The organism is Streptosporangium sp. NPDC048886 (genome assembly GCF_055586905.1).
Window position 1 is genome coordinate 38,962 of record NZ_JBVJHH010000030.1, and the last position, 25,351, is coordinate 64,312.

21 protein-coding genes are annotated in these 25,351 nt (G+C 74.8%); 11 read left to right on the forward strand and 10 right to left on the reverse strand.

What is annotated here, in order from left to right:
- Positions 1–46: 46 nt before the first annotated feature.
- The 4 genes from ACZ6R6_RS31970 to pabB are packed head-to-tail and all read left to right on the forward strand — an operon-like array spanning position 47 to position 5,074.
- On the forward strand, positions 47–775 hold the full coding sequence (locus tag ACZ6R6_RS31970) for a Phenylacetic acid catabolic protein (protein ID WP_306875121.1): 729 nt from the start codon (positions 47–49) through the stop codon (positions 773–775).
- Positions 754–1,332 (forward strand): hypothetical protein, encoded by a 579-nt coding sequence (locus ACZ6R6_RS31975; protein WP_470099634.1) that lies wholly within the window; start codon positions 754–756, stop codon positions 1,330–1,332. Before ACZ6R6_RS31970 ends, ACZ6R6_RS31975 begins: the two co-directional genes overlap by 22 nt.
- Positions 1,325–2,881, forward strand: coding sequence for an AMP-binding protein (locus ACZ6R6_RS31980; RefSeq protein WP_470099636.1), 1,557 nt, complete (start codon positions 1,325–1,327; stop codon positions 2,879–2,881). Before ACZ6R6_RS31975 ends, ACZ6R6_RS31980 begins: the two co-directional genes overlap by 8 nt.
- A 54-nt stretch (positions 2,882–2,935) precedes the next feature.
- Complete coding sequence (gene pabB / locus ACZ6R6_RS31985) at positions 2,936–5,074, forward strand: aminodeoxychorismate synthase component I (RefSeq protein ID WP_470099638.1); 2,139 nt, start codon at positions 2,936–2,938, stop codon at positions 5,072–5,074.
- Here the strand turns inward: pabB and ACZ6R6_RS31990 are convergent.
- The 5 genes from ACZ6R6_RS31990 to ACZ6R6_RS32010 form a co-directional block, all read right to left on the reverse strand.
- On the reverse strand, positions 5,028–5,759 hold the full coding sequence (locus ACZ6R6_RS31990; RefSeq protein ID WP_470099640.1) for a response regulator transcription factor: 732 nt from the start codon (positions 5,757–5,759) through the stop codon (positions 5,028–5,030). The genes pabB and ACZ6R6_RS31990 overlap by 47 nt on opposite strands.
- 95 nt (positions 5,760–5,854) lie before the next feature.
- Positions 5,855–7,453 (reverse strand): ABC transporter ATP-binding protein, encoded by a 1,599-nt coding sequence (locus tag ACZ6R6_RS31995; protein WP_470099642.1) that lies wholly within the window; start codon positions 7,451–7,453, stop codon positions 5,855–5,857.
- The gene (locus ACZ6R6_RS32000; RefSeq protein ID WP_470099643.1) at positions 7,450–8,250 is read right to left on the reverse strand and encodes an ABC transporter permease subunit; all 801 of its coding nucleotides are present in this window, start codon (positions 8,248–8,250) and stop codon (positions 7,450–7,452) included. The genes ACZ6R6_RS31995 and ACZ6R6_RS32000 overlap by 4 nt, the downstream gene beginning before the upstream one ends.
- On the reverse strand, positions 8,247–9,269 hold the full coding sequence (locus ACZ6R6_RS32005) for an ABC transporter permease (RefSeq protein ID WP_470099645.1): 1,023 nt from the start codon (positions 9,267–9,269) through the stop codon (positions 8,247–8,249). The genes ACZ6R6_RS32000 and ACZ6R6_RS32005 overlap by 4 nt, the downstream gene beginning before the upstream one ends.
- Positions 9,254–10,801, reverse strand: a complete 1,548-nt coding sequence (locus tag ACZ6R6_RS32010) for an ABC transporter substrate-binding protein (protein WP_470099647.1) — start codon at positions 10,799–10,801, stop codon at positions 9,254–9,256. Before ACZ6R6_RS32010 ends, ACZ6R6_RS32005 begins: the two co-directional genes overlap by 16 nt.
- A 325-nt stretch (positions 10,802–11,126) precedes the next feature.
- Here ACZ6R6_RS32010 and ACZ6R6_RS32015 point away from each other — a divergent pair, with 325 nt between their 5' ends.
- The 4 genes from ACZ6R6_RS32015 to ACZ6R6_RS32030 are packed head-to-tail and all read left to right on the forward strand — an operon-like array spanning position 11,127 to position 15,307.
- Positions 11,127–12,023: a TauD/TfdA family dioxygenase gene (locus ACZ6R6_RS32015; protein WP_470099649.1), complete on the forward strand. Its 897-nt coding sequence runs from the start codon at positions 11,127–11,129 to the stop codon at positions 12,021–12,023.
- Positions 12,023–12,967: an ornithine cyclodeaminase family protein gene (locus ACZ6R6_RS32020; RefSeq protein WP_470099651.1), complete on the forward strand. Its 945-nt coding sequence runs from the start codon at positions 12,023–12,025 to the stop codon at positions 12,965–12,967. Before ACZ6R6_RS32015 ends, ACZ6R6_RS32020 begins: the two co-directional genes overlap by 1 nt.
- Positions 12,958–14,268: an alanine racemase gene (locus tag ACZ6R6_RS32025; protein ID WP_470099653.1), complete on the forward strand. Its 1,311-nt coding sequence runs from the start codon at positions 12,958–12,960 to the stop codon at positions 14,266–14,268. Before ACZ6R6_RS32020 ends, ACZ6R6_RS32025 begins: the two co-directional genes overlap by 10 nt.
- Positions 14,269–14,290: 22 nt before the next feature.
- Complete coding sequence (locus tag ACZ6R6_RS32030) at positions 14,291–15,307, forward strand: cysteine synthase family protein (protein ID WP_470099655.1); 1,017 nt, start codon at positions 14,291–14,293, stop codon at positions 15,305–15,307.
- On the opposite strand, the gene ACZ6R6_RS32035 is transcribed toward ACZ6R6_RS32030, so the two are convergent.
- Together ACZ6R6_RS32035 and ACZ6R6_RS32040 are read right to left on the reverse strand one after the other, a co-directional pair.
- Positions 15,299–15,739 (reverse strand): DUF2267 domain-containing protein, encoded by a 441-nt coding sequence (locus ACZ6R6_RS32035; RefSeq protein ID WP_470099657.1) that lies wholly within the window; start codon positions 15,737–15,739, stop codon positions 15,299–15,301. The two genes, ACZ6R6_RS32030 and ACZ6R6_RS32035, sit on opposite strands and share 9 nt — an antisense overlap.
- 130 nt (positions 15,740–15,869) lie before the next feature.
- Positions 15,870–16,541, reverse strand: a complete 672-nt coding sequence (locus ACZ6R6_RS32040) for a phosphoribosyltransferase (protein WP_470099659.1) — start codon at positions 16,539–16,541, stop codon at positions 15,870–15,872.
- Positions 16,542–16,706: 165 nt separating this feature from the next.
- Between ACZ6R6_RS32040 and ACZ6R6_RS32045 the strand changes: the two genes are divergently transcribed.
- The 3 genes from ACZ6R6_RS32045 to ACZ6R6_RS32055 are packed head-to-tail and all read left to right on the forward strand — an operon-like array spanning position 16,707 to position 20,322.
- Positions 16,707–17,255, forward strand: a complete 549-nt coding sequence (locus ACZ6R6_RS32045; RefSeq protein WP_470099661.1) for a 2Fe-2S iron-sulfur cluster-binding protein — start codon at positions 16,707–16,709, stop codon at positions 17,253–17,255.
- The gene (locus tag ACZ6R6_RS32050; protein WP_470099663.1) at positions 17,252–18,238 is read left to right on the forward strand and encodes an FAD binding domain-containing protein; all 987 of its coding nucleotides are present in this window, start codon (positions 17,252–17,254) and stop codon (positions 18,236–18,238) included. The genes ACZ6R6_RS32045 and ACZ6R6_RS32050 overlap by 4 nt, the downstream gene beginning before the upstream one ends.
- Complete coding sequence (locus ACZ6R6_RS32055; protein WP_470099665.1) at positions 18,235–20,322, forward strand: xanthine dehydrogenase family protein molybdopterin-binding subunit; 2,088 nt, start codon at positions 18,235–18,237, stop codon at positions 20,320–20,322. Before ACZ6R6_RS32050 ends, ACZ6R6_RS32055 begins: the two co-directional genes overlap by 4 nt.
- An 86-nt stretch (positions 20,323–20,408) precedes the next feature.
- Here ACZ6R6_RS32055 and fdhA read toward each other — a convergent pair whose 3' ends face one another.
- The 3 genes from fdhA to selA form a co-directional block, all read right to left on the reverse strand.
- Complete coding sequence (fdhA, locus tag ACZ6R6_RS32060) at positions 20,409–21,632, reverse strand: formaldehyde dehydrogenase, glutathione-independent (RefSeq protein WP_470099667.1); 1,224 nt, start codon at positions 21,630–21,632, stop codon at positions 20,409–20,411.
- A 525-nt stretch (positions 21,633–22,157) separates the two neighbouring features.
- On the reverse strand, positions 22,158–24,011 hold the full coding sequence (locus ACZ6R6_RS32065) for a SelB domain-containing protein (protein ID WP_470099669.1): 1,854 nt from the start codon (positions 24,009–24,011) through the stop codon (positions 22,158–22,160).
- On the reverse strand, positions 24,011–25,300 hold the full coding sequence (gene selA, locus ACZ6R6_RS32070; RefSeq protein ID WP_470099671.1) for an L-seryl-tRNA(Sec) selenium transferase: 1,290 nt from the start codon (positions 25,298–25,300) through the stop codon (positions 24,011–24,013). Before selA ends, ACZ6R6_RS32065 begins: the two co-directional genes overlap by 1 nt.
- Positions 25,301–25,351: the final 51 nt, after the last annotated feature.

Sequence of the window (25,351 nt, forward strand, 5' to 3'; positions counted from 1 at the left end):
GACCGCCCTAGCTTCGGCATGGCCGGCTCTGGAGAGGAGGCGACAGATGTCCAACACGCTCGGGGTTCTCGCGAACCAGGTGGTTTCCGGCCCGGAGGAGGCCCGCGCACTCGGAGACGATTACGTCACCGCGGTCGGCAAGATTCTCAACAGCCATGTCCGCAACGAGGCGGCGGGGGCCGCGATATTCGACGAGCCGTCGATCGCGCTCGCGCCGACGCCCCGGGAGAAGTGGCTGGCCTGCAGAATGGCGATGGAGGAATACGGGCACCATCTGAAATTCAACAAACTCGCCGCCGAGCTCGGCGTGGAGGACCCGCACGCGCGGTCGCCCCTTTCCGTATTCGAATACGAGGTGACCACCTGGACCGAATACGTCATGACCAAGGCGATCGTCGACCTCGCCGAGGTCGTCCTGATGGAGGACCTCGCCCACTGCTCCTACCTCCCCCTCCGCAAGCTCTGCCGGTCGCTGATGCCGGAGGAGCGCTTCCACGTCGGGTTCGGCACCACGACCGCGCGGCAGCTGGCGGCCGATCCCGCCGGACGCGACGAGGTACGGCGGGCGGCGCACGAGCTGATCACGATGACGCTCCCCTTCTTCGGCCGCAGCGACTCCAGGAACAACGAGACCTTCCGCCGCTGGGGCATCAAGCGGATGACGAACGACGAGTGCCGCGCGGAGTTCGTCCGCCGGACGCGGGCGCTCCTCGAGGAGGAGCTGGAGCTCGATCACCCGGAAGTGGACGTGCGATGGCACGGCACTTCGAGTTGAGCGCGCCGCCCTCCGGCCTGGCCACGGAGCTGGGGCCGGGCGGCGACCGCGTCGAGCGGCTCCTGCGCGGCGTCTGCGACGCCACCCGGCCGAGCACGGCGCCCGGTTTCACCACCCCCGCGCCGGCACGGCCCGCCACCCGCTTCACCGTCGTGCGCGATCGGGCCGCCGCCACGGCCGCCATGGACCTGGTCGACCCCGGCTGGCTCGCCGATCTCGACCGGCGCCGCGCGGCGGCCCGGTCGCGGCTGCTCGACGCGGGCCGCGAGGAGCAGCTCGAACTGGCTGAGCACGTGGCCATGCTGGTCGCGACCCCCCGGCTCGACCCGGCCGACCAGACCGACCCCGGGGCCCGCGCGGTCTCCGGCGCCCTGCTGTGGCTCATCGGAACGGTCGTGGCCGGCGCCCTCGCCGACGGGGACGGTGAGGAGGGCGAGGACGGCACGCTCGCCGAGCTCGCCGACCTGCTGACGGACGGGTGGTGGCCGATCGGCCGCGTGAACGGCCGCTTCCTGATCACCCCCTACACCGCCGACCGAGGTGAGCCGCGTGACTGAGCGTCCGGCCGTCCGCCGGGACGGCCTCGTGACCGACATCCGGGTCGGCGGTGACGGGGCCGCCCCGGCGGCCGGCCGGACGAACGTCGCGGCCGAGCTCGCCGGGCTCGCGCGGCGCAACGGCTGGGGCGCGGCGCCCGCCTTCCACACCGGTGACCGCGTCTGGAGCCACGGAGAGGTCCACGACCTTGCCGCCCGGACCACCTCGGCCCTGGTCGGGCTGGGCGTGCGGCCGGGTGACCGGGTGATGGTGGCACACGGCGACGGCATCGCGTGGGTGGCGGCCTTCCTCGGCGCGGCGCGGCTCGGCGCGACGGTCGTGCCGGTCAACCCGGAGCTGACCGCCGCCGATCACGCCTTCATGGCCGAGGACTGCCAGGCCGCCCTCGTCGTCGCCGGGGAGGAGGTGGCCGACCACTTCGACGGCCTGCCCTGCCTCACCGGCGACCGCCTGCTCGCGCTCGCCGGCGGGGCGGCCCCCGGCCCGGTCACGCGGGTCACCGGCGCCACCGCCCTGTACGCGCAGTACACCTCCGGCACGACCGGGGCGCCCAAGGCAGCGCTGCACCGCCACGCCGACCTCGCCCGCTACCACCGCGCTGCCGGGCAGGGGGTGGTGGACATCCGGCGCGCCGACGTGACGCTGTCGGTGTCGAAGCTGTTCTTCGCCTACGGCCTGGGCAACGCGCTGGTGTTCCCGCTGTTCTCCGGTTCGTCGGCGGTCCTGCTCGCCGACCGGCCCGGCCCCGGGCAGATCGAGGAGGCCGTCGAGCGCCACGGCGTCACTGTGCTGTACGCGGTGCCCTCCGCCTACGCCAACCTCGCCGCCGAGTGCGCCGGCGCCTCCTTCGCCTCCGTGCGGATCGCGGTGTCGGCGGGCGAGGCGCTCAACGAGACGCTCGCGGCACGGGCACGGGACCTGCTCGCGGCTCCCGTCCTCGACCAGCTCGGCTCGACCGAGGCGGGGCACGCGTTCTGCTCCAACACCTCCCGCTCCGACGAGGCGGGCACTATCGGCCGCCCCCTGGCCGGCTACGAGCTGCAGGTCCGCGACGACGACGGCGGGCCCGTCGCGGACGGCGTGGGAGAGCTCTGGGTCCGCGGCGCCTCCGTCATGAGCGGATACCTCAACCGGCCCGAGCAGACCGCCCGGACGCTGGTGGACGGCTGGCTGCGGACCGGGGACCGCGCCGAGCGCCGCCCCGACGGCGCCTACGTGCACCGCGGCCGGCGCGACGACCTCGAAATGGTCGGCGGCATCACCATGTCGCCCGTGGAGGTGGAGGCGGTCCTGGCCGGGCATCCGGCCGTCGCCGAGGTGGTGGTCGCCGTCGTCGCCGACGAGCGCGGCGCGAGCAAGCTGCGGGCCTTCGTGGTCCCGGCCGTGGCCGACCCCGATCCGGCGCGGCTGCAGGAGGAGCTGATCGCGCTGGCCCGCAGCCGGCTGGCCCCGTTCAAGGTCCCGCGCAGCGTGCGGCTGTGCCGGGCGCTGCCGCGGACGCACACCGGCAAGCTCCGCCGCTTCGCCGTCCGCAACGGGGATTGGTGACCACATGACGGCGGGCAGCCCGCCGCCTCCCGCAGACCGACCCGGGGAACCGCCGTGCGCACTCTGATCATCGACAACTACGACTCCTACACCTACAACCTCTTCCAGCTCATCGCGGAGACCTACGGGGTCGAACCCGTCGTCCTGGCCAACGACGACGACGGCTGGCACCGGATGGGCCTGGACCGGTTCGACGCGCTGATCATCTCCCCCGGTCCCGGGCGGCCGCAGGTGGAGCGCGACATCGGGGCCTGCCTCGACGTGATCCGCGAGTCGGGGCTGCCGGTGCTGGGGGTGTGCCTGGGCCACCAGGCGCTCGGCTGGCTGTCGGGCGCCGACGTGGTGCCGGCCCCGGCCCCGATCCACGGCTACGTCGAGGAGATCCGGCACTGCGGGCGCGACCTGTTCCGCGACCTGCCGCAGGGCTTCCACGCCGTGCGCTACCACTCCCTGTGCGTGGCCACCCCCGCCCCGGACGACCTGGAGATCACCGCGTGGACCGGGGACTCCGTCGTCATGGGGCTGCGGCACCGGACGATGCCGTGGTGGGGGGTGCAGTTCCACCCCGAGTCGATCTCGACGGAGTACGGCCCGGCGCTGCTGCGCAACTTCCGCGAGCTCGCCCTGCCGGCGCGGCACCGGGAGCGCGGCGGGACCCGCCGCGCGCACGGCCCCCGATGGTCGCTGGAGGTGGAGCGCGTCCCCGGCGCCGCCGACGCCGAGCAGACCTTCACCGAGCTCTTCGGTGCGCAGCCGTACGCCTTCTGGCTGGACAGCAGCCGCACCGGCCAGGGGCTGGCGCGTTTCTCCTTCCTCGGTGACGCGGGCGGCCCCCACGGGGAGGTGCTGTCCTGCAGCCCGGGCGCGGGCAGCGTCCGGGTCCACGACGCCTCGGGGATCGGCACGGCGATCCACAGCTCGATCTTCGACGTGCTGGACGAGCGCGTGCGGGCGCGCGCCGTACCCGCCGATCCCGCGCTGCCGTTCGACCTGAACGGCGGCTACGTAGGGCACTTCGGCTACGAGCTGAAGCGCGACTGCGGCGCGGCCTCGCCGCACGTCTCCCCGCTCCCCGACGCGGTCTGGATGTCGGCCACCCGGTTCGTCGCGGTCGACCACGAGGCGGGGCAGACGTGGGCGGTGGCGCTCACCGACGGCGGGCCCCGCAGCGGGGCCCTGGCCAGGCGCTGGGTGGCCGAGGCGGCCGAGACGTGCCGGCGGGCGGCCGGGACTCCCGCGACGGCGGAGGGGCCGCCGGCCGGGGAGAAGCCGCCTGCTGGGGAGGAGCCGACGGCCGGGGAGGAGTTCGATCCGGAGCCGTGGCTCGTGCGGTCCCGCGCGGACTACCTCGCCGACATCGAGGAGTGCCTGCGGCTGCTGCGTGCCGGGGAGAGCTACGAGATCTGCCTGACCAACGCGGCGGAGATCCCGTTCGACGGGTCGGCGCACGCGCTCTACCTGCGCCAGCGCCGCCTCAACCCCGCCCCGTACGCGGCCTACCTGCGCCTGGGCGACCACGAGGTGCTGTGCTCGTCACCGGAGCGCTTCCTCAAGGTCGGCAGGGACGGGGTCGCGGAGTCCAAGCCGATCAAGGGCACCGCCCCGCGCCATCCCGAGCCGCGCAGCGACGCGGCGCTCAGGGACGGGCTCGCGTCGTCGGACAAGACCCGCGCGGAGAACCTGATGATCGTCGACCTGCTCCGCAACGATCTCGGCAGGATCTGCGACATCGGCACGGTGGACGTGCCGCGCTTCATGGCCGTGGAGTCCTACACCACGGTCCACCAGCTTGTCTCCACCGTGCGCGGCCGGCTGCACGAGGGCATGAGCGCGGTGCCGGCCGCACGCGCCTGCTTCCCCGGCGGGTCGATGACCGGCGCGCCGAAGCTGCGCACGATGGAGATCATCGACAGGCTCGAAGGCCGGGCGCGGGGCCTCTACTCCGGCACGATCGGCTTCTTCGGGCTCAACGGCACCGCGGACCTCAACATCGTCATACGGACCGCGGTCGCCCACTCCGGCAGGCTCACGGTCGGCGCGGGCGGGGCGATCGTGCTCGACTCCGATCCCGTCGAGGAGTACGAGGAGATGCTGCTGAAGGCCAGGGCGCCGCTGCGGGGCCTGAGCGGCCTGCCCGGCGCGCCGGTCAGTCGCGCGGTCCCCGCTCCGGGTCGGGGAGCAGCCCGCGGTTGAGCGCGACGGCGGTCGCGAGCGTCCGGTTGGAGCAGTTGAGCTTGGCCAGGATGTTGGCGACGTGCCGTTTGGCGCCGTGCTCGGAGATGCCGAGGCGGCGGGCGATCTGCTTGTTGCTGAGCCCCTCCGCCATGAGGGAGAGGGTCTCCCGCTCGCGTGAGGTCAGCGGCGAGGCGGCGCGGTCGGCCCCGGGGTGCCGCTCGGCCTCCGTCTGCCGGGCGGCCTCGGCGCGCCTGACCCGGGCCAGCAGCTTGCGCGCCAGCGGGCCGGGCATCGGCATGAGGCCGCTGTCGAGGTCGGCCAGGGCGCTGCCCAGGGAGTCGCGCGTCAGGTCGTTCTCGAGCAGGAAGCCGTCGGCCGGCAGTGCCGCCGCCTCGACCAGGGCCCCGTCGCTGGCCGCGCGGAGCAGCAGCAGGATCCGCACGTCGTGCTCGACCGCGGTCCGCGCCAGCTTCTCGGCCACGTGCTGCTCGCCCGGGGTGGGCAGCACCAGGATGTCGGGACGCCTGGAGCGGAGCAGCTCGACGCCGTGGTCGAAGTCGTCGGTCGCGCAGGTCTCGTCGACCATGGAGAGATCGTCGAGCATCGTGCAGAGCCCGCAGCGGATCACCTCGTTCCCCATGGCCACCAGCACGACCCTGCCGGGGAGATCAGCCTGATCCGAGAGGTGGCGCAGTGAAGTCATCCTCGTCCCGTCGTCGCAGTCGGCCCCCCGACCCGAGGGCGCCTACCCACGGAGGAACCGAGTATTCCCCGGTGTCACCGGCATCGCGGAGCGTGTCACCGGCGCTCGGCGACCGCGCCCGCCTGGCCGGCCCAGCTGATCCGCCCCTCGTCGATCGCGCAGGCGGTGTCGCAGTGACGGGCGACCAGGTCGAGATCGTGGCTGACCAGGACGACCGTCAGGCCGCGCTCCTCGCGCAGGCGCATCAGCAGCTCCATGAGGGCGTGCGCGGTCCGGGCGTCCAGCGCCGAGGTCACCTCGTCGCAGACGAGCACGGCGGGGTCGGCCGCGAGCGCGCGGGCGAGGGCGACCCGCTGGCGCTGCCCGCCGGACAGCTCGTGCGGCAGGCGGCCGGCGGTCTCGGCGGGCAGGGCCACGTCGGCGAGGAGCCGCTCGACCCGGGCCGGGACGTCGGCGGGGTCGGCGCGCCGGTGCAGCCGCATCGGGCGGGCGAGGACCGCGCCGACCGTGCGGACGGGGTTGAGCGCCCCGAGCGGGTCCTGCGGCACGAGCTGGACCAGCCTGCGCTGCTCCCCGGTACGGCGGGCGAGCCGGAGCGGGAGCGGCCGGCCGGCCAGCTCGACGACGCCTTCGGCGTGCGGGTGCAGGCCGGTGATGGCCCTGGCGAGGGTGGTCTTCCCCGCGCCGGACGGCCCGATGACCGCGTGCGCGGCCCCCTGGCCCAGCTCCAGCTCGACGTCGTGCAGGATGGTCCGGCCGCGCCTGCCCGCGCGGGCGCGCAGCCGCCGCATGGCCAGCGCCGGCGAGCTCCGCGCCGTCCCCGGAGCCGTCCGCCCCGAGCCGGCGCCCGGAGCCGGGGCCGGGACCGCGTCCGGGGCCGGGCGCGGGACCTGGGCCTCCTCCGGTGCCGGCCTCCGTGGGGCGTCCGGGGCCGGGAGCCGGGCCGGGCGCGAGATCACGTCCGGGACCAGGACCGGGGCTGTGTCCGGGACCAGGACCGTGGCCGAGATCGTGTCCGGGGTCCGGGGGGCCAGCTCGATCACCCGGTCGGCGATCCGGTCGACCAGGTCCCTGTCGTGGGAGGCCAGGATCACGGCCATGCCGTGGCGGTCGGCGAGCTCCCGGACGAGCAGGCCGATCTCCCCTCCCAGTGACGGGTCCAGGCCCGCGGTCGGCTCGTCGAGGAGCAGCAGGTCCGGGCGGCGGGCGAGGGCACGGGCCAGGGCCAGGCGGCGCTGCTGGCCGCCGGAGAGCTGGTGGGGGCGGCGGGCCAGCAGCTCGTCCCCGGCGGGCAGGCGCACCTCCGCCAGCAGCCGGCGGAGCTCGTCGAGGCCGGGCCGGACCGCGAGCTCGGCCAGCAGGTGGCGGACGCGCATGCGGGGGTTGAGCCGCGCGGCCGGGTCCTGGTCCACCAGGGCGATGTGGTGGCGGCGGAGCCGGCGCAGCCGTACCGGATCAAGGCCCAGGACCTCCTGGCCCAGCACGCGCACCCGCCCTGAGCGGTGGGTCAGGCCCTCCGGCAGCGCCCCCAGCATGCCGCGGAGCGCGGTGGACTTGCCGATCCCCGAGGGCCCGGCCAGGGCCACGACGGCGCCCCGCTCCCCGGTCACCGGGGGCACGTCCACCACGACGCCGCCCGCCGGGTCCGTCAGGACGAGCCCGTCCATCTCCACCACCGCCGTCCTGGAGCTCACAGCCTGGTCACCGCCTGCCGTCCGGGCCGCGGTACGAGCACCTCGGCGGCCGCCTGCACACTCAGTGCCAGCACTCCGATGGCCAGGCTGGGGACGACGACCGCCCAGGGGTTGAGCAGGATGCCGGGCGCGTTCTCGCGGACCATCAGGGCCCAGTCCGCGGCCGGCGGCTGCGGTCCGGCCTCCAGGAAGGCCGCGGTGGTGACCACGTACACGGCCGCCACGAAGCGCAGGCCGAGCAGGACCAGCAGCGTGGCGCGGAGGTTGGGCAGCACCTCGCGCCAGATGAGCTGGGGCAGCCGCTCTCCCCCGGCGGCGGCGGCCTCGACGTACCCCGACCCGGCTATGGGCGCCGCCGCCCCCGCCACCATGCGGACCGCGTACGGCAGGGAGACCACGACGGCCGCGGTGACCAGCGCCACCCGGCCGCCGCCCCGCCAGGAGAGCACCACCAGCAGCACGGCCAGCACCGCGGGCAGCAGGATCATGAGGTCGGCGAGCCGCTCGACCAGCCGGCCGAGGGCGGGGCGCAGCGCGGCGGCCGTCCCCAGCGCCGCGGCGGCGACGGTGACCGCGCACGCCACGGCGAGCGAGGTGAGCAGCAGGTCGCGGCCGCCGCCCAGCAGGCGGCTGAGGACGTCCCGGCCGAGCTCGTCGGCGCCCAGGGGGAGGCCGGAGCCGGGCAGCGCGTAGGGGGCGGCGACCGGGGTGTCGATCGCGTGCGGCGCGAGCAGCGGCCCCGCCAGCGCGATCGCCGCGATCAGGCCGGCCGGCAGGAGGCGGAGCACGGTCCTCATGAGCGCCTCACCGAGGCCCAGCCTCGCACCAGGTCCGCGGCCAGCAGCACGGCGAGGACGGCCACGCTGGTCGCCACCACCACGCCCGCCACCAGGGGGGTGTCCCGGTCGCGGACCGCTCCGGCGAGGACGCTGCCGACGCCCGGATAGTTGAAGATCGTCTCGACGACGACGGCGCCGCCGAGCAGCATGCCCACCGACGTCGCCGCGCCGGCGGCGATCGCGGGCAGGGCGCCGGGCAGCACGTGCCGCAGCAGCACCCGGCGGGGCGGGAGCCCGTCCAGGACGGCCGCCTCGACATGGGGCGCGGTGCACTCGTCGGCCAGCGCGGCGCGGACGATGCGGGTGTTCCACCCGATCTGCGGCACGGCGAGCGAGAGCACCGGCAGCACGAGCATGGCCGCCGACGCGGGCCCGCCGCCGCCCGCGGCGGTCACGGTGACCGCGGGCAGCAGGCCCGCCCAGAGCGCCAGGACCAGGACCAGGACGCTCGCGACCACGAACTCCGGCAGCGCCGCCACGATCGTCGACGTCCCCGAGATCGCGCGGTCCAGCGCCGAGGAGGGGCGGAGCGCCGCGGCGCCGGCCAGCGCGAGCGCGGCCGCCATGGTGACGGCGAAGGCGAGGCCGCCGAGCAGCAGCGTGCCGGGGAAGTGGCGGCCCAGGACCTCGGCCACCGGCTCGCCCCGGGACGTCACGCCCAGGTCACCGGCCGGCAGACCGGCCATCCAGCGCAGGAACCGGCTCCAGAGGGGCTGGTCCAGCCCGAGCTCCGCGCTGCGGGCGGCGACGGCCTCGGCCGTGGCGCCCCGGCCGAGGCTGGCGCGCGCGGCGTCGCCGGGCAGGAACTCCATCGCCGCGAAGACCGCGACGAGCAGGGCGGCCAGCAGCGCGACCCGCTGGGCCAGCACGCCCAGTCCCCGCAGGAGGAGGGGCGCCGGCCCGGACGGGGCGGGCCGGGCCGCCCGGCGCGCGGGCGGGCCGGGCATGGCGCGGCCGGCGGTCAGGCGCTCAGCCATGCCCGCTCCAGCTGGACTCTGCCGTAACCGGGCAGCCTGGGCAGGCCGCCGACCCCCGCGGCGGCCAGGTCGACGCCGTCGGCCATGCCCCACAGCAGGTAGCCGGAGCGCTCGTGCTCCAGCCGCTGGAGCTCGCGCAGCGCGTCCGCGCGCCGGGCGCCGTCCGGGGTGCCGACGGCCTTGCGGTAGGCCGCGTCGAAGGCCGGGTCCTTCCAGCCGGCCTCGTTCTGGGCGGCGTCGGAGCTGAGGGTCTTGCCGGCGAAGAAGACCACCGAGTCGTTGGTGCCCCAGTAGGTGGTGTACAGGGGGGCCTTGAGCCAGGTCCTCTCCCAGAAGACGTCGGGGTCCTGCTTGACGACCTTGATGGTGATCCCGGCCTCGCGCATCTGGGTGGCGAACAGGGTCGCCGACTCGGCCAGGCCGGGGACGTCCTCGGTGGTGAACAGCTCGTAGGCCGCCCTCCTGTCGAAACCGGCCCCGTCGAGCAGCCTTCCGGCCTGTGCCAGGTCGCGGCCGCGCTGGGCCAGGTCCCCGGCGTAGGCCGGATCCGCGGTGCCGAGGACGTCGTTGGCGACCGCGCCGTAGCCGGACAGCACCTGCCTGACCATGGCCTCCCGGTCGACGGCCAGGCGCAGCGCCAGCCGTACGCGCTCGTCGGCGAAGGGGCCGTCGGCGGTGCGCATCACGATCGGCATGGCCATGTCGTCGGGGCGGCGGATCACCTGGACGCCGTCCCTGCCCTCGGCGGTGCGGGCGGCGACCGCGCCCACGTTGGAGGCCAGGTCGATCTGGCCGGTCAGCATGGCGTTGGCCATGGCCTGGGGCGACTCGAACATCCGCACCTCGATGGCGTCCAGCGGGACCTCGCCGCCGTGCCAGGAGTCGTTGCGGACCAGGCGGGCGCTGCCGTTCCGGAAGGACTCCAGGCGGAACGGGCCGGTGCCCGGCGCCCTCGCCACGTCCTTGGTGTCCTCCTTCAGCGTGAAGGTGGTCAGCCGGGCCAGCAGCGGCACCTCGCTGTTGGGGTAGGCGCTGGTGAGCGTCACGGCGTTGCGGCCGTCGGCCCTGATCCCGCCGGCGCCGATGCCGGGCAGCCGGGTCGCGCCGGCCGGTGTGGCGCGCAGCCTCCGCAGCGACCAGGCCACGTCGGCACCGGTGACCGGCGTCCCGTCGTGGAAGGTCGCGCCCTCGGCGATCGTGAAGCGCCATCGCTTCAGGTCGTCGCTGGGCTCCCAGCGGGCGGCCAGCCGGGGGGCCACGTTGGGCCGGTCCCCGGGGACCGTCAGCGCGTCGTGGACCAGCGCGAGGATGAGGTAGTCGCTGTCGTTGACCTGGACGCCGTGCGGGTCGCGGGTGACCGCGGACGCCTTGCCGACCGCTCCCACCCGCAGGGTGCCGCCCGGTCTGGGCGGACCGGGCGGGGGCGTGGCTCCGGCGGCGTCCCGCCGGGGTCCGGAGCCGCAGGCCGACAGCAGCAGGCCCACCCCCAGTCCTCCTCCGGTCGCCAGGATCCGTCTCCTCGTCAGCTCCACCTCCGGCTCCTCCCTTACGGCGTCATTAAGGTTTGCCTACCCTAATTTTTTCGCCAGCTCAAGGCCGGAAATGTCCGTTTCGATGAATATTTGCAGATCACGAGCTTATGACGGAGAGATTATATTTTTATAACTTAGGCAAGCCTTGCCTTATCAATTCTTGGTGGACTAGCGTCGCATTCCATCGATCGACACCCATGAACTCCGGGACCGGAACGTCATCTCTCGACGGACCAAGGCGGTAATCCAGGTGTACTCCAACCCGACCCCTGTCCGAGAAATCGGACCTGACACGCTCATCAGCCGAGCAAATGCCCTTGTATCGATGTATGAAACGGCGTCGAACCCTGAACTGATCCAGCACCTCCCAGAGGCGGCCGCCGACCTCGGGGATCTCTGCCCCCCGCCCGCCCCGGCCACCGGCCTGTACGTCCTGCGCGGCCTGCCCGTCGACGACGCCGGCCTCGGCGCGACCCCGCCGCACTGGTCGGACGCCTCCCCCGAACGCACGGCCGTCTGGGACGTCGCCCTGCTGCTGCTGGCCGCCGCCGCCGGCCGGCCGTTCGGCTGGGAGGGACAGCAGGACGGGCGGCTGGTGCACGACATCGTGCCGAGCCGCGGCCACGAGCACGGGCAGACCGGCGCGAGCAGCACGGTCACGCTCGCCGCGCACAACGAGGACGCCTTCCACCACAGGCGCGCCCACCTGATGCTGCTGGGCTGCCTGCGCAACCCCGACCGGGTGGCGACCAGCGCCGCGGCCGTGCGCCACACCGATCTCGACGGGGCCGACGTCGAGACGCTGTCGGCCCCCGTCCTGCCCATCCTCCCCGACGACGCCTACGACGAGGCCCGGCGCTCCCCCCTCGAACCTCCCAGGGTCCCGACCCTGTGGCAGGGCGAGGACGGCCTGTGCCTGCGCTTCGACCCCGCCTACACGCCGCTGGAGCAGGCGGGCCCCGGCTACCGGGCCGCCTACGGGCGGCTCGGCCGCGAGCTGGAGCGGGTCAGGACCGGCGTGCGGCTCGACCCCGGCGACGTGCTCGTCATCGACAACGACGCGGTCGTGCACGGCCGCGAGCCGTTCCGCGCCCGCTACGACGGCACCGACCGCTGGCTAAAGCGGGTCAACGTCCGCCTGCCCCACCGCGCCCGCCCGTCGGCCGAGGCCACCGAGCACGGGTACGGCCAGCAGCCGATCGATCCCTGCCAGGAGCGGTGATGCGGGTTCTGAGCAGGAGCGACCTGGCCAAGGTGGAGCTCGGGCCGGCCGAGGTGATCGCGGTGGTGGAGGAGGCCTACCGCGCCCTGGCCGCCGGGCTGTCGGCCAATCCGAGCAAGCTGACGCTGCAGCCGCCCGACGGGCACTCGGTGTCCTACGCCATGCTCGGCCGGGACGGCACCCGCGGGGTGGTCGCCTTCAAGACCTCATACCGGTTCCACCCCCGGCGGGAGTGCTATTACACCTCGCTGACGCTCTACGACGACGTCTCCGGGCGGCCCGTCGCCCTGATGGACTGCGGCGGGATCGGCGCGATGCGCACCCCGGCGGCGTCGGCGCTGCTCGCCCGCGAGTGCGCCGCCCCCGGCAGCCGCAGCGCCCTGGTGGTCGGCACCGGGGTGCAGGGGCGGCAGGCCCTGCCGTACCTGACGGCCACGATGCCCGAGCTGGAACGGCTCATGGTCTTCGGCACCCACCCCGGCGGACTGCGCGCCGTACGGGACTCGGTGCCCGGGCGCGAGGTGGAGGCCGTGCCGGACCTGCGGGCCGCGGCGGCGGAGGCCGACGTGGTGCTCGCCGTCGCCGGCCCCGCCACCACCGCGGCGGTGGAGGCGGACTGGCTCCGGCCGGACGCGCTGTGCGTCCTGGTCGGGTACGGCCTGGCCCCCTCGACCCTGCACCGGGCCGACCGCGTGCTGGCCACCAGCGCCGCGCAGATGGCGGTGACCGGCACCGACCTGGCCGACGAGCACGGCGTGCTGCGCCCGGTGGACGCCGAGCTGCCCGACGTGCTCGCCGGCCGGGCCGAGGCGCGGACCGGCGGCGGGCAGCGGATCTTCGCCTACAACAGCGGCCTGGTGATCACCGACATCGCGCTCGGCCACCACTTCGCGCGGGTGGCCGGGGAGCGCGGGCTCGGGCAGGTGATCGACCTGTGGGACTGAGCGCGCCTCTGCCCGCCAGGCTGTCGGAGCCGGCGCGCACCCTGCTCGGCGAGGGATCCGGGCTGCTGCGGGAGCTCGCCTACGGCCTGCGCGGCCCCTACCACGTGCTCCTGCCCGACCGGTTCGCGGCCAACCTGACCGCCTTCCTGGAGGTGCTGGAGGAGACCGGCGTCACCGGCGAGGTCCACTACGCCAAGAAGGCCAACAAGGCGGCGTGCTGGATCGAAACCTGCGCGGAGCTCGGCGCGGGAGTGGACGTGGCCAGCGTGCCGGAACTGCGGGACGCGCTGGGCCACGGCGTGCGCGGCACGCGGATCGTGGTGACGGGCCCGGCCAAGTCTGACGACCTGCTCCGCCTGGCCGTACGGCACGACTGTCTGGTCACCGTGGACGCCCTCGACGAGCTGGACCGGGTCGCCGCGCTGGACGGCGCGCGGATCATGCTGCGCGTCACGCCGCCGAGCCAGCCGCACAGCCGGTTCGGCATGACGCCGCAGGAGCTGGAGCGGGCGCTGGAGCGGTGCGGGCCGCCGCGTCTGGAGGGGTTCAGCTGCCATCTGTCCGGCTACGAGGTGGGGCCCCGCGCCGAGACGGCCGCCCTGCTGCTGCGCTGGTGCGAGCGGGCGCGGGCCCGGGGCCTCCCCGCCGCCCGCATCAGCATCGGCGGCGGGTTCGCGGTGGACTATCTGGCGGCCGAGGACTGGCGGCGCTTCACCGACGATCCCGCGCACTTCCACGCCGGCAGGCGGTTCGACGGGTTCTACCCCTACCACTCGCCGGTGGCCGGGGCGGCGGCGCTGCGCGCGGTGCTGGCGGCCAGACCCGGCGGCGGGAGCGCGGACGTGGCGGCCCTGCTGCGCGGCTCCGGGGTCACGCTGATCCTGGAACCGGGCCGCGCCCTGCTCGACCAGGCGGGCTTGACGATCTTCCGGATCCAGGGCGTCAAGGACGCGCGGCACGGCAGGGAGTACGGGATCGTCACCGTGGACGGCACCAGCCTGAGCCTGTCCGAGCAGTGGTTCAACAGCGAGTTCCTGCCCGAGCCGGTCCCCGTCCCGGCGCGGGAGGGGCCGGCGTCGGAGTCCTGCGTGGGCGGGGCGAGCTGCCTGGAGTCCGACATGCTCACCTGGCGCAGGATCGCCCTGCCCGGCCGGCCGAGGCGGGGGGACCTGCTCGTCTATCCCAACACCGCCGGATACCAGATGGACTCCAACGAGTCACCGTTCCACGGGCTGCCGCTGCCGCCCAAGGTCGTGGTGAACGCCGACGGGAGCTGGCGGCTGGACCGGCCGCCGGCCTGACCGGAGCAGCCCGACCAGAGGAGTGATCACGCTGCGGATCGTACGGAAAGTCACCGACCTGATCGGCCGGACGCCCCTGCTGTCGCTGTGCCAGGACCGCTCCGGCAGCCGGCTGCTGCTGAAGCTGGAGCAGTTCAACCCGCTCGGCACCGCCAAGACCCGGATGGCGCTGGAGATGGTGTGCGAGGCCGAGCGCCGGGGCGCGCTCCGTCCCGGCGGCCACATCATCGAGTCCACCTCGGGCAACACCGGCCTGGGGCTCGCGCTGGTGGCCGCCGAGCGCGGCTACCGCTTCACCGCCGTGGTGGACGGGCACGCCTGCCCCGACAAGCTGCGGGCGATGCGGGCGATGGGCGCGGAGCTGGTGTACGTCACCGGCGACGGCGAGCTGGCCACCGCGGCGCGCGAGGAGCTCGCGGCCCGGCTGGCCAAGGACACCGACGGCGCGGTCTTCACCGAGCAGCACAACAATCCCAGCAACGCCGGGGGGTACCGGGCGCTGGCCCGCGAGCTGGCCGAGGCGCTGCCGGAGGGCGTCGACCACCTGATCGGCGCGGTGGGCACCGGGGGGTCGCTCTGCGGGACGGGCCGCGAGCTGCGCCGCACCATGCCCGGCGTGCGGATCGTCGGGGTGGAGCCGGTGGGCTCCATCGCCTTCGGCGGCCCCGGCGGCCCCTACCACCAGTCGGGCACCGGCACACCGCCGGGCGCGCCGATCGGGGCGCTGGTCGACTTCGACCTGATCGACGAGGGGCGCAAGGTCTCCGACCGCCGGGCGTTCGGCACCGCGCGCGCGCTGGCCCGCCGTACCGGCCTGCTGGTCGGCGGGTCGGCGGGCGGGGTGGTCCACGAGGCGCTGCGCCTGATGACCTCCGTGCCACCGGGATCCACGGCCGTGGCGGTGGTCAACGACACCGGGGAGAAATACCTCGACACCGTCTTCGACGACGCGTGGATGGCCGGGCACGACCTGCTCGACCCCGGCGTGGAGCGCGAGGTGGGCGAGCTGCTGGCCGAGCTGTCGTCCGGCCTACGCTAGGGCGGCGGCCAGGTCCTTGGGCATGATCGACTTGATGTCCTCCCACCCCCCTTCGTCGATGTGTTCCCGCAGCGCGTGGACCACCGTGTGGATCAGCCGCTCGGCGTCGCCGCCGATCTCCTCCAGGATCTTGTCCGGGAGCCTGCCGCGCACCCGGGCGACGAACTCCGCGGCGTCCATCCTGATCGGGGCGCGGCCGGGATCCCAGGAGCCGTAGTAGATGCCGCGGGTCAGCATCGGCAGCCGGGAGCCGAGGCGGGCGATCTCGTCGACGGTGAGGCGGTCGCGGAGAGTGTGCAGGACCACCCGGAGCGCGGTGTAGGAGCGGTTCCTGCGCGCCTTCGGCCATCCGTAGGCGTCCTCGATCACCTTGAGAACGCGGTTCGTCTTGTCCACGGCGGTGTCGAAGGCCGGGAAACCCGTTTCGACCATCCGACTCATCTCCCTCCCCTTGAACTGCCCCCTTGAACTGCTCGGACGGCGGACGGGCGGGCGCCGGGCCCCTCCCCCTCCTCCGGCGCCCGCCGGAGCCCCGTGCGCCGGCGCCGGGTCCGCCGGGACTCTAGGCGCCGGCGCCGGACCCGTCGGCCTCCGACGCGGCCCGGAGAAGCTCCCGCACCTCCGTGTCACCTGTCTGGGTGAAGTCCACGTAAGCCTGCCCGACCGCGAAGAAGGGCGACGGCGTGCTGGCGCAGACCACCTCGTCGACCAGCTCCGCCAGCTCCCGGCAGGTGGAGGCGGGCGCGGCGGGGACGGCGGCGACGATCCGCGCCGGCCGCAGCGGGCCCAGGGCGTGGATGGCCGCGCGCATGCTCGCACCGGTCGCGAGACCGTCGTCGACCACGATGAGGATCTTGCCGGCGAGGTCGGGCATGGTCCTCGCCTCCCGGTAGAGCCGTTCCCGCCGGCGCATCGCGCGCCGCTCCCGTTCGGCCGCCTCCTCGACGGTCTCCGGCGAGAGGCCGCGGCCGCCGATGATGTCGTCGTTGAGCACGGTCACGCCGCCGTCGGCGATCGCCCCCATCGCCAGCTCCTCGTGGCCCGGGACGCCGAGCTTGTGGACGAGGAAGACGTCGAGCGGGGCGGCGAGGGCTCTGGCGATCTCGTAGGCCACCGGCACCCCGCCCCGGGGCAGCCCCAGGACGACGACGCCGGGCTGGTCCCGGTAGTGCCCGAGGAGACCGGCCAGAACGCGGCCGGCGTCCCGGCGATCCCGAAACAGGCGATCCGTCATGGCTACCGCCTCCCCATTTGCAGCACTCCTTTATTCCCATTTAATGGCAATCTAAACTTTTAATGCCATCCTAAATTAGAGCACTCCGGACATTCGACGGAGAGGTCAAACCTCCGTTGGTGAAATCGGGGAAATCCCAGGCAGACAATCGGGTAGGGAAGCGCCATGAATGACGAAGCCGATACGACGCGATGGGATGTCCCGACTCCGGTCATGGTGGACATCCGGCTTTCGGTCAACCGTAATGACTATCCAATCACCGTGGACACCCGGGAGACGCTTCTCGACACCCTCCGCGAGCAGCTCGACCTGGTCGGGGCGAAGAAGGGCTGCGACCACGGGCAGTGCGGGGCCTGCACGGTGCTGGTGGACGGGCGGCGGGTGAAGTCCTGCCTGACGCTGACGGTGACCCTCGACGACCGGGAGATCACCACCGTCGAGGGGCTGGCCGAGGGAGACACGCCGCACCCGCTGCAGGCGGCGTTCATCGAGCACGACGCCTTCCAGTGCGGATACTGCACGCCCGGACAGCTCTGCTCGGCGGCCGGGATGCTGGCCGAGGCCCGGGCGGGATGGCCGAGCGCGGTCACCGCGGACCTGAACGCCGCGCCGCGCCTGGACGACGACGAGATCCGCGAGCGGATGAGCGGCAACCTCTGCCGCTGCGGCGCCTACGTCAACATCGTCGCCGCGATAGGGGAGGTGGCCCGGTGAGGCCCTTCGTCTACCGGCGGGCCGCGGACGCGCGGGCGGCCGTGGCCGCGCTGGAGGAGCAGCCCAAGGCCATGTACCTGGGCGGCGGCACGAACCTGGTGGACCTGATGCGCCTGGGCGTCGCCTCGCCCGAGGCGTTGGTGGACGTCACCCGGATCGCCCCCGACACGGTCGAGGAGACCCCGGACGGCGGCCTGCTGATCGGCGCGGGCGTCCGCAACAGCGATCTGGCCGCCCACCCGGCCGTGCGGCGGCGCTACCCGATGCTCGCCGAGGCGGTGCTGTCCGGGGCGTCGGGGCAGATCCGCAACATGGCCACCGTCGGCGGCAACCTGTTGCAGCGCACCCGCTGCTCCTACTTCCAGGACGTCTCCAAGCCGTGCAACAAGCGGCGGCCCGGCTCCGGCTGCCCGGCCGTCGAGGGTGACCACCGCAACCTGGCGATCATCGGCCACTCCCCCGCCTGCGTGGCCACCCACCCCTCGGACATGGCCGTGGCGCTGGCCGCGCTCGGCGCGGGCGTGCGGGTGGAGGGACGGCACGGGGCCCGCCGGGTGGCGATGCCCGGCCTGCACCGGCTGCCCGGCGACGAGCCGGACCGCGACACCGTGCTGGATCCGGGCGACCTGATCACCGCGGTGGAGCTGCCGGCGCTGCCGGCCGCGGCCCGGTCGCGCTACCGCAAGGTCCGGGACCGGGCCTCGTTCGCGTTCGCGGTGGTGTCGGTGGCGGCGGCGCTGGAGGTCGCCGACGGCACGGTCCGCGACTGCCGGATCGCCTTCGGCGGGATCGCCCACGTGCCCTGGCGGGCCGAGCTCGCCGAGGAGGCGCTGCGCGGGGCCCCCGCCACGGCGGCCGAGTTCGCCCGGGCGGCGGACACCGAGCTGGCCCGGTCACGGCCGCTGCGGGAGAACGGATTCAAGGTGCCGCTCGCCCGGAACGTGCTGGTCCGTACCCTCACCGAACTCGTGGAGACACCATGACCACCACGACCCCGTCGTTTGTCGGCTCGGCGCTGGACCGGGTGGAGGGCCTCGACAAGGTCACCGGCCGGGCCCGGTACGCCGCCGAGCGCTCCCCGCGGGACCTGGCCTACGCGGTGCCGGTGCAGGCCACCGTCGCCCGCGGCGAGATCCAGGCCGTTGACGTCGACGCCGTCCTCAAATACCCGGGCGTGATCGCCGCCATCTGGTACGGCAACGCCCCCAGGCTGGCCCCCGCCGACGACGCCGAGCTGGCCGTGCTCCAGTCGCGGCGGGTCGCCTACCGCGGCCAGTACGTCGCCGTCGTGGTGGCCGAGACCCTCCAGGGGGCCAGGGAGGCGGCCGGGCTGGTGCGGGTGGAGTACGCCGCCGAGCCGCACGACGTCGAGCTGCGCGCCGACCACCCGGGGCTGTACCGGCCGGACCACGTCAACCCGGCCTTCCCCACCGACACCGAGCAGGGCGATCCGGACGCGGCCCTCGCCGCCGCCCCGATCGTGCTGGAGGCGACCTACAGCACCCCGGCCGAGCACAACAACCCGATGGAACCGCACGCGACGGTCGCCGTCTGGGACGGCGACGGGCTGACGCTCCACGACTCCAACCAGGGGGCGCCGGCGGTCCGCGACACCGTCGCGTCGCTGTTCGGCATGCCGCCGGCGAACGTCCGGGTGATCTCCTCGCACGTGGGCGGCGGCTTCGGGTCCAAGGGCGCCCCGAAGCCGCACGTGATCCTCGCCGCGCTCGCCGCCAAGCAGACCGGCCGCCCGGTCAAGCTCACCGTGACCCGGCAGCAGATGTTCGCGGTGACCGGCTACCGCACGCCCACGATCCAGCGGGTACGGCTCGGCGCGGACACCGACGGGCGGCTGACCGCGATCGTGCACGAGGCGTTCGAGCAGAGCTCCACGGTCCGGGAGTTCGCCGAGCAGACCACCGTGCCCACGCGGATGATGTACGCCGCGCCCGGCCGGCGCACCAGCCACCGGCTGGTCCGGCTCGACGTCCCCACCCCGTCCTGGATGCGCGCGCCCGGCGAGACCCCGGGCATGTTCGCGCTGGAGTCGGCAATGGACGAGCTGGCGATCGCCTGCGGGCTCGACCCGGTCGAGCTGCGGATCCGCAACGAGCCGGAGATCGACCCGGAGAGCGGGCTGCCCTTCAGCTCCCGGAACCTGGTGGCCTGCCTGCGCGAGGGGGCGCGGCGGTTCGGCTGGGCCGGGCGCGACCCCGCGCCGGGGATCCGGCGCCGGGGCCGGCTGCTGGTCGGGACCGGGGTGGCGGCCTCCACCTACCCGGTCTACCGGAGCCCCTCCCGGGCGAGCGCCCGCGCCGAGCCGGACGGCCGCTTCACCGTGCGGATCGCCGCCACCGACATCGGCACCGGCGCCCGGACGGTGCTCACCCAGATCGCCGCCGACGCGCTGCGCACCTCGCCGGACCGGGTCCGGGTGGAGATCGGCGACAGCGCGCTGCCCACCGCCTCCCTGGCCGGCGGGTCGATGGGGACCGCCTCGTGGGGCACGGCCGTGGTGCGGGCCTGCGAGGCGCTGCGGGAGGAACTCGAGCGGCGGGGCGGGGACCCGGCCGGCGGCGTCGAGGCGGACGCCGACACCACCGAGGAGATCAAGGGACAGCAGCGGTTCGCGCGGCACGCCTTCGGCGCCCAGTTCGCCGAGGTGGGGGTGGACGCCGACACCGGGGAGACACGGGTGCTCCGGCTGCTCGGGGTGTTCGCCGCCGGGCGGATCGTCAACCCGAAGACCGCGCGCTCGCAGTTCATCGGCGGCATGACGATGGGGCTGTCGATGGCCCTGCTGGAGGAGAGCGTCATGGACCGCGAGTTCGGCGACTACCTCAACCACGACTTCGCCCAGTATCACATCGCGGCCTGCGCGGACGTGCGCGACGTCGAGGCGTTCTGGATCGAGGAGGACGATCCGCACCTCAACCCGATGGGTTCCAAGGGCATCGGCGAGATCGGCATCGTCGGCACCGCCGCGGCGGTCGCCAACGCGGTCCACCACGCCACCGGCGTCCGGATCCGCGACCTGCCGATCCGCCTCGACAAGCTGGTCGGGTAGGGCCATCCCACCCGGGAACCCCTCTCCGCGCCGCCACGCGCTCCCTCGTCGGGGCGCGTGGCGGCGCCCTCGTGGCGGGCCGCGGCCTAGGCGGACTTGGCCAGCATGTCGTTCGGGTCCAGCACGTACTTGCGCGCCGCGCCCTTGTCGAATTCCTCGTAGCCCTGCGGTGCCTGGTCGAGCGAGATCGGCGTGGCGTTGACCGCCTTGGCGATCTGCACCCTGTCGTTCAGGATCGCCATCATCAGCTGGCGGTTGTACCGCATGACGGGGCACTGGCCGGTGGTGAAGGCCAGCGACTTGGCCCAGCCGAGACCGAGCCTGATCGACAGGGATCCCACCTTGGCCGCCTCTTCCGCGGCCCCCGGGTCACCGGTCACGTACAGGCCGGGGATGCCGAGCGCGCCGCCCGCGCGGGTGACCTCCATGAGCGAGTTGAGCACGGTGGCGGGATGTTCGGTGCCCGCCTCCGAGCCGTGGCCGCGGGCCTCGAAGCCGACCGCGTCGACGCCGCAGTCGACCTCGGGCTCGCCGAGGATCTGCTCGATCTGGTCCTTCGGCTCTCCTGCGGAGACGTCGATGGTCTCGCAGCCGAAGCTGGCGGCCTGGGCCAGGCGCTCCTTGTTCAGGTCGCCGACGATGACCACGGCGGCCCCGAGCAGGAACGCCGAGACGCCGGCGGCGAGCCCGACCGGGCCGGCGCCCGCGATGTAGACGGTCGACCCCGGCTTCACCCCGGCGGTGACGCAGCCGTGGAAGCCGGTCGGGAAGATGTCCGAGAGCATGGCCAGGTCGAGGATCTTCTCCATCGCCTGGTCCTTGTCCGGGAACTTCAGCAGGTTCCAGTCGGCGTAGGGGACGAGCACGTAGTTGGCCTGCCCGCCGATCCAGCCGCCCATGTCGACGTAGCCGTAGGCGGAGCCGGGCCGGTCCGGGTTGACGTTCTCGCAGACCCCTGTCTTGCCCTCCTTGCAGTTGCGGCAGCGGCCGCAGGCGATGTTGAACGGTACGGAGACGAGGTCGCCCACCTTGATGAACTCCACGCCCGGACCCACCTCGACGACCTCACCGGTGATCTCGTGGCCGAGGGTGAGGCCTGCCGGAGCGGTGGTGCGGCCGCGGACCATGTGCTGGTCGCTGCCGCAGATGTTCGTCGCGACGGTCTTGATGATCGCCCCGTGCGGGACCTTGCGCCCCACGTTGGCCGGGTTGACCCCCGGGCCGTCCTTGAGCTCGAATTCGGGGTAGGCGATCTCCTGGACCTCGACCTTGCCGGGTCCCTGGTAGGTGACGCCTCTGTTGTCCGGCATGACGTTCCCCCTCCTCGCCGGAAGCGCCGGCCGGACGGCCGTCCGCCGCTGTCACGGGGCCGTGCGGGCCGCCTGCCCGCGTCCGGTACGCCCGGACACGTGACGGGCGGCTGCGACGGGCGCCGCGGACGGGGACGGGACGGAGCCGAGTCCGGCGTGGTCCGGCGTGCCGTTTCCCGTGAGGGGGGCAGCGGCCGGGCCCGGGCGGAGGAAGCCATGGCCTCCATGGCCTCCGAGCGGCCTTCCCGGCGGGTAGCCGGCCATCGCAACCCCCGACGACGGTGGTTCTTTCCCCAGGTCAAAGTACATACCCGACGACTACTCCAGTAACCGGGCAATCTCCCCATAGAGCCGGAGAGCGGCCTCCCGCCTGACCGGCCGGGCGGTCCCGCCGGGCTCCGTCGGGGCCTGGATTCCCCGGGCGTACGGCGCGCCCCGGCGGGCGGCGCTCAGCGTCCGCCCGGCACATGCCGCGTCCCAACGGCGCTCAGCACCCGCCCGGCACATGCCGGGCACCGGCGGCGTTCAGCACCCGCCCGGGTGCGGCGCCGGGCACCGGCGGTGGACCCCGTCCACCCGCTCGGTCACCCCCCGGCGGTCGAGATGCTCCAGCAGCGGCACCGCGACCCGGCGGCTGGTGTCCAGGGCCTGCCTGGCCTGGCTGACCGTGAACGGCTGCGGCAGCCGGGCGAGCAGTTCCGCCGCCCGCGTCTCCGCGCCGGGCGCCAGCAGGATCCCGTCGGCCACGCGGAGCAGGGCTCCCGTCCGCACGGCCGCCGCCAGCTCCCGGGGCCCCAGCCCCAGCTCGGCCAGCCGCCCGGCCTCCGGCGCCCGGAAGGGGTGCGCGGCCAGCTCCGCGCGGAGCCGCTCGACCGCGCGGGCCACCGGGGCGGGCAGGCCCGCGGGGCCGCTGACGATCCGCCCGTCGACGACGGCGAGCGGGGGCCGCACGAGCGCCGCGACCAGCCGCCGGTCGGGCAGGCCGAGCCCGTGGCGGGCCGCCTCGACCGGCATGCCCGGCTCCAGCGGATGACCGGCGGCGTAGCGCCGTACCGCCTCGGCGAGCCGCTCCCCCAGCGCCGACCAGTACGCCGGGTCGGCGTGCCAGTCGCCGCACACCGGCCGTCCCGCCGGGACGCACCCCATGGCCAGCAGGTCACCCGCGCGCAACAGCGGGTGGCCGACCGGCAGCGCGGCGGCGTCCGGCGGGACCGCCAGCCGGGCCGCGCGCTCCCGGGCCGCGCCCCTGCGGCGCAGCGCGGGCGGGCGTACGTCGAGCACGCTCGCCCCGGCGATGACCCGCACCTCGGAACGGTCCCGGCCGGGGTCGCGCAGCAGCAGCACGTCGCCCAGGTGCAGCGGCAGCGGCCGGGCCAGGCGGAGCCGTACGATCCGCCCGCCGAGCGGCCGCACCGCGCACACCACCGCCGCCGACCCGATGTGCGCGGTCAGCCGCCGCGGCAGGTCGGCCCCGTCCCGGCCGGCCGGCCCGCGCTCCCGGGCCGGAACCTCCCGCCCCCACCGGCCGCCGCCGGCCGCCCCGCCCGCTCCGGCTCCCGCGGCCGCTCCCACCGGGGAGATCCGCACGTCCACCAGGTCGGTGCACGTCCAGCCGCCCGGCGTGACCAGTGCCTCGCCCCGCCCGGGGAGGGCCTGCCCGCGCAGGTTGACCGCCACCCGCGCCACACCGGTCACCGAGGCCAGCGGCTCCTTCAGGCATTCCAGTCCCCGCACCCGCACCGGCCCGCCGGGGAGGGCCAGCTCGTCCCCGACCGCGATCGTGCCCGCCGGCAGCGTCCCGGTCACGACCGTGCCGCTGCCCCGCACGCTGAAGACCCGGTCGATCCAGAGCCGCACCGGCGCCCGCGGATCGGCCGCCGGCAGCGTGGCCACCAGCCGGTCCAGCGCCCGCAGCAGCTCGCCGAGGCCCTGCCCGGTGCGCCCGCTCACCGCCAGCGTCCCGGCCCCGCCCAGGCCACCGGCGGCCAGGCGGGCCCGGGCCTGATCGGCCGCCGGCCCGGGGTCGGCCAGGTCGCAGCGGGTCACCACGAGCAGGCCGTGCCGTACTCCCAGGGCCTCCAGGGCGACCAGGTGCTCCTCGGACTGCGGCATCCAGCCCTCGTCGGCCGCCACCACGAACATGACGGCGGGCACCGTTCCCACCCCGGCCAGCATCGTGCCGAGGAACCGCTCGTGTCCGGGGACGTCGACGAAGGCCAGCCGCTCCCCCGAGGGCAGCGCCGTCCAGGCGTAGCCGAGCTCGATCGTCAGTCCCCGCCGCCGCTCCTCGGCCAGCCGGTCGGGCTCCATCCCGGTGAGCGCCCGCACCAGCGTGGACTTGCCGTGGTCGACGTGGCCCGCCGTGGCGACGACGTGCATCAGCCCCGCGCCCTCAGGACCGCCCGTACCACGTCGCCGTCCCGGTCCGGGGGGAGGGTCCGCAGGTCGAGCAGGAGCCGGCCGCCCTCCACCCGGCCGACGACCGGAGGTTCGCCGGTCCGCAGCGGTACGGTGAACCGCTCGGGCAGGCTCACCGCGGCGCTCGGCAGCCGCACCCCCGGTGCTCCCCCGCCGCCCACGGCGGCCTCGCTCGGCACGGCTCTCGCGTCGACCCCGGCCTCGGCCAGCTCCCCGGCGAGCGCCTCGGCACGCTCGCCCAGCGCCGCCGGATCGGCGTGCAACGCCTCGTGGACGGGCGTGGCCGGGCCACGCAGGGTGGCCTCCAGCGCGGCCAGCGTCAGCTTGTCCACCCGCAGGGCACGGGCGAGCGGGTGCCGCCTGCACCGCTCGACCAGGTCACGGCGGCCGAGCAGCAGGCCCGCCTGCGGCCCGCCGAGCAGCTTGTCGCCGCTGGCGGTGACCAGGTCGGCGCCGGCCTTGAGCGTGCCCGCCGCGTCAGGCTCCCCGGGCAGCAGCGGCTCGCGCGCCAGCAGGCCGGAGCCGATGTCGGCCACGACGGGCACGCCGAGGTCGCGGAGCTCCGCGACCTCGACCGCGCCGGTGAAGCCCTCGATCCGGAAGTTGGACGGGTGCACCTTGAGCACGAACCCGGTCTCCGGTCCCACTGCGGCCGCGTAGTCGGCGTGGGAGGTGCGGTTGGTGGTGCCCACCTCGCGCAGCCTGGCACCGGTGGACACCAGCAGGTCGGGGATGCGGAACCCGTCGCCGATCTCCACCAGCTCGCCCCGGCTGATCACGATCTCCCGCCCGGCGGCGAGCGCGGTGGCCACCAGCACGAGCGCGGCGGCGTTGTTGTTGACCACGTGCACGTCCTCGGCCGCGGGCACGGCCCGCGCGAGCGCCTCCACCGCGCCCCGCCCGCGACGGGCGCGGGCACCGGTGGCCAGGTCGAACTCCACGTCGGCGGAGCCGGCGGCGGAGACCGCCGCGGAGACCGCCGCGGCGGACAGGGGTGCGCGGCCGAGATTGGTGTGGAGCAGCACTCCGGTCATGTTGAGCACCGGCCGCATACCGGCGGCGTACGGCGGCAGCGCCGCCACGGCCGCGTCCGCGACCTCCTCGGGCGCGATCTCGCCCTGCCGCGCCCGCCGCTGGGCGTGGGCCACCGCGTCCTTGACGACCGCCCGGCCCAGCCTCTCCACCGTCGCGGCCAGCCGCGGATCGGCGAGCACGAGGTCGGTGCGGGGCACGCGCCTGCGTGAGTCCATGGTTCGAAAATAGAACGGAGGCGGACGGGAATCGAACCCGCCGGGCCGAGG

Coding starts and splice junctions, on each gene's coding strand:
- ACZ6R6_RS31970 (WP_306875121.1), top strand. CDS start 47: ATGTCCAACACGCTCGGGGTTCTCGCGAACCAGGTGGTTTCCGGCCCG.
- ACZ6R6_RS31975 (WP_470099634.1), top strand. CDS start 754: ATGGCACGGCACTTCGAGTTGAGCGCGCCGCCCTCCGGCCTGGCCACG.
- ACZ6R6_RS31990 (WP_470099640.1), bottom strand. CDS start 5,759: ATGACTTCACTGCGCCACCTCTCGGATCAGGCTGATCTCCCCGGCAGG.
- ACZ6R6_RS32000 (WP_470099643.1), bottom strand. CDS start 8,250: ATGAGGACCGTGCTCCGCCTCCTGCCGGCCGGCCTGATCGCGGCGATC.
- ACZ6R6_RS32005 (WP_470099645.1), bottom strand. CDS start 9,269: ATGGCTGAGCGCCTGACCGCCGGCCGCGCCATGCCCGGCCCGCCCGCG.
- ACZ6R6_RS32015 (WP_470099649.1), top strand. CDS start 11,127: ATGTATGAAACGGCGTCGAACCCTGAACTGATCCAGCACCTCCCAGAG.
- ACZ6R6_RS32020 (WP_470099651.1), top strand. CDS start 12,023: ATGCGGGTTCTGAGCAGGAGCGACCTGGCCAAGGTGGAGCTCGGGCCG.
- ACZ6R6_RS32035 (WP_470099657.1), bottom strand. CDS start 15,739: ATGGTCGAAACGGGTTTCCCGGCCTTCGACACCGCCGTGGACAAGACG.
- ACZ6R6_RS32040 (WP_470099659.1), bottom strand. CDS start 16,541: ATGACGGATCGCCTGTTTCGGGATCGCCGGGACGCCGGCCGCGTTCTG.
- ACZ6R6_RS32045 (WP_470099661.1), top strand. CDS start 16,707: ATGAATGACGAAGCCGATACGACGCGATGGGATGTCCCGACTCCGGTC.
- ACZ6R6_RS32055 (WP_470099665.1), top strand. CDS start 18,235: ATGACCACCACGACCCCGTCGTTTGTCGGCTCGGCGCTGGACCGGGTG.
- fdhA (WP_470099667.1), bottom strand. CDS start 21,632: ATGCCGGACAACAGAGGCGTCACCTACCAGGGACCCGGCAAGGTCGAG.
- ACZ6R6_RS32065 (WP_470099669.1), bottom strand. CDS start 24,011: ATGCACGTCGTCGCCACGGCGGGCCACGTCGACCACGGCAAGTCCACG.
- selA (WP_470099671.1), bottom strand. CDS start 25,300: ATGGACTCACGCAGGCGCGTGCCCCGCACCGACCTCGTGCTCGCCGAT.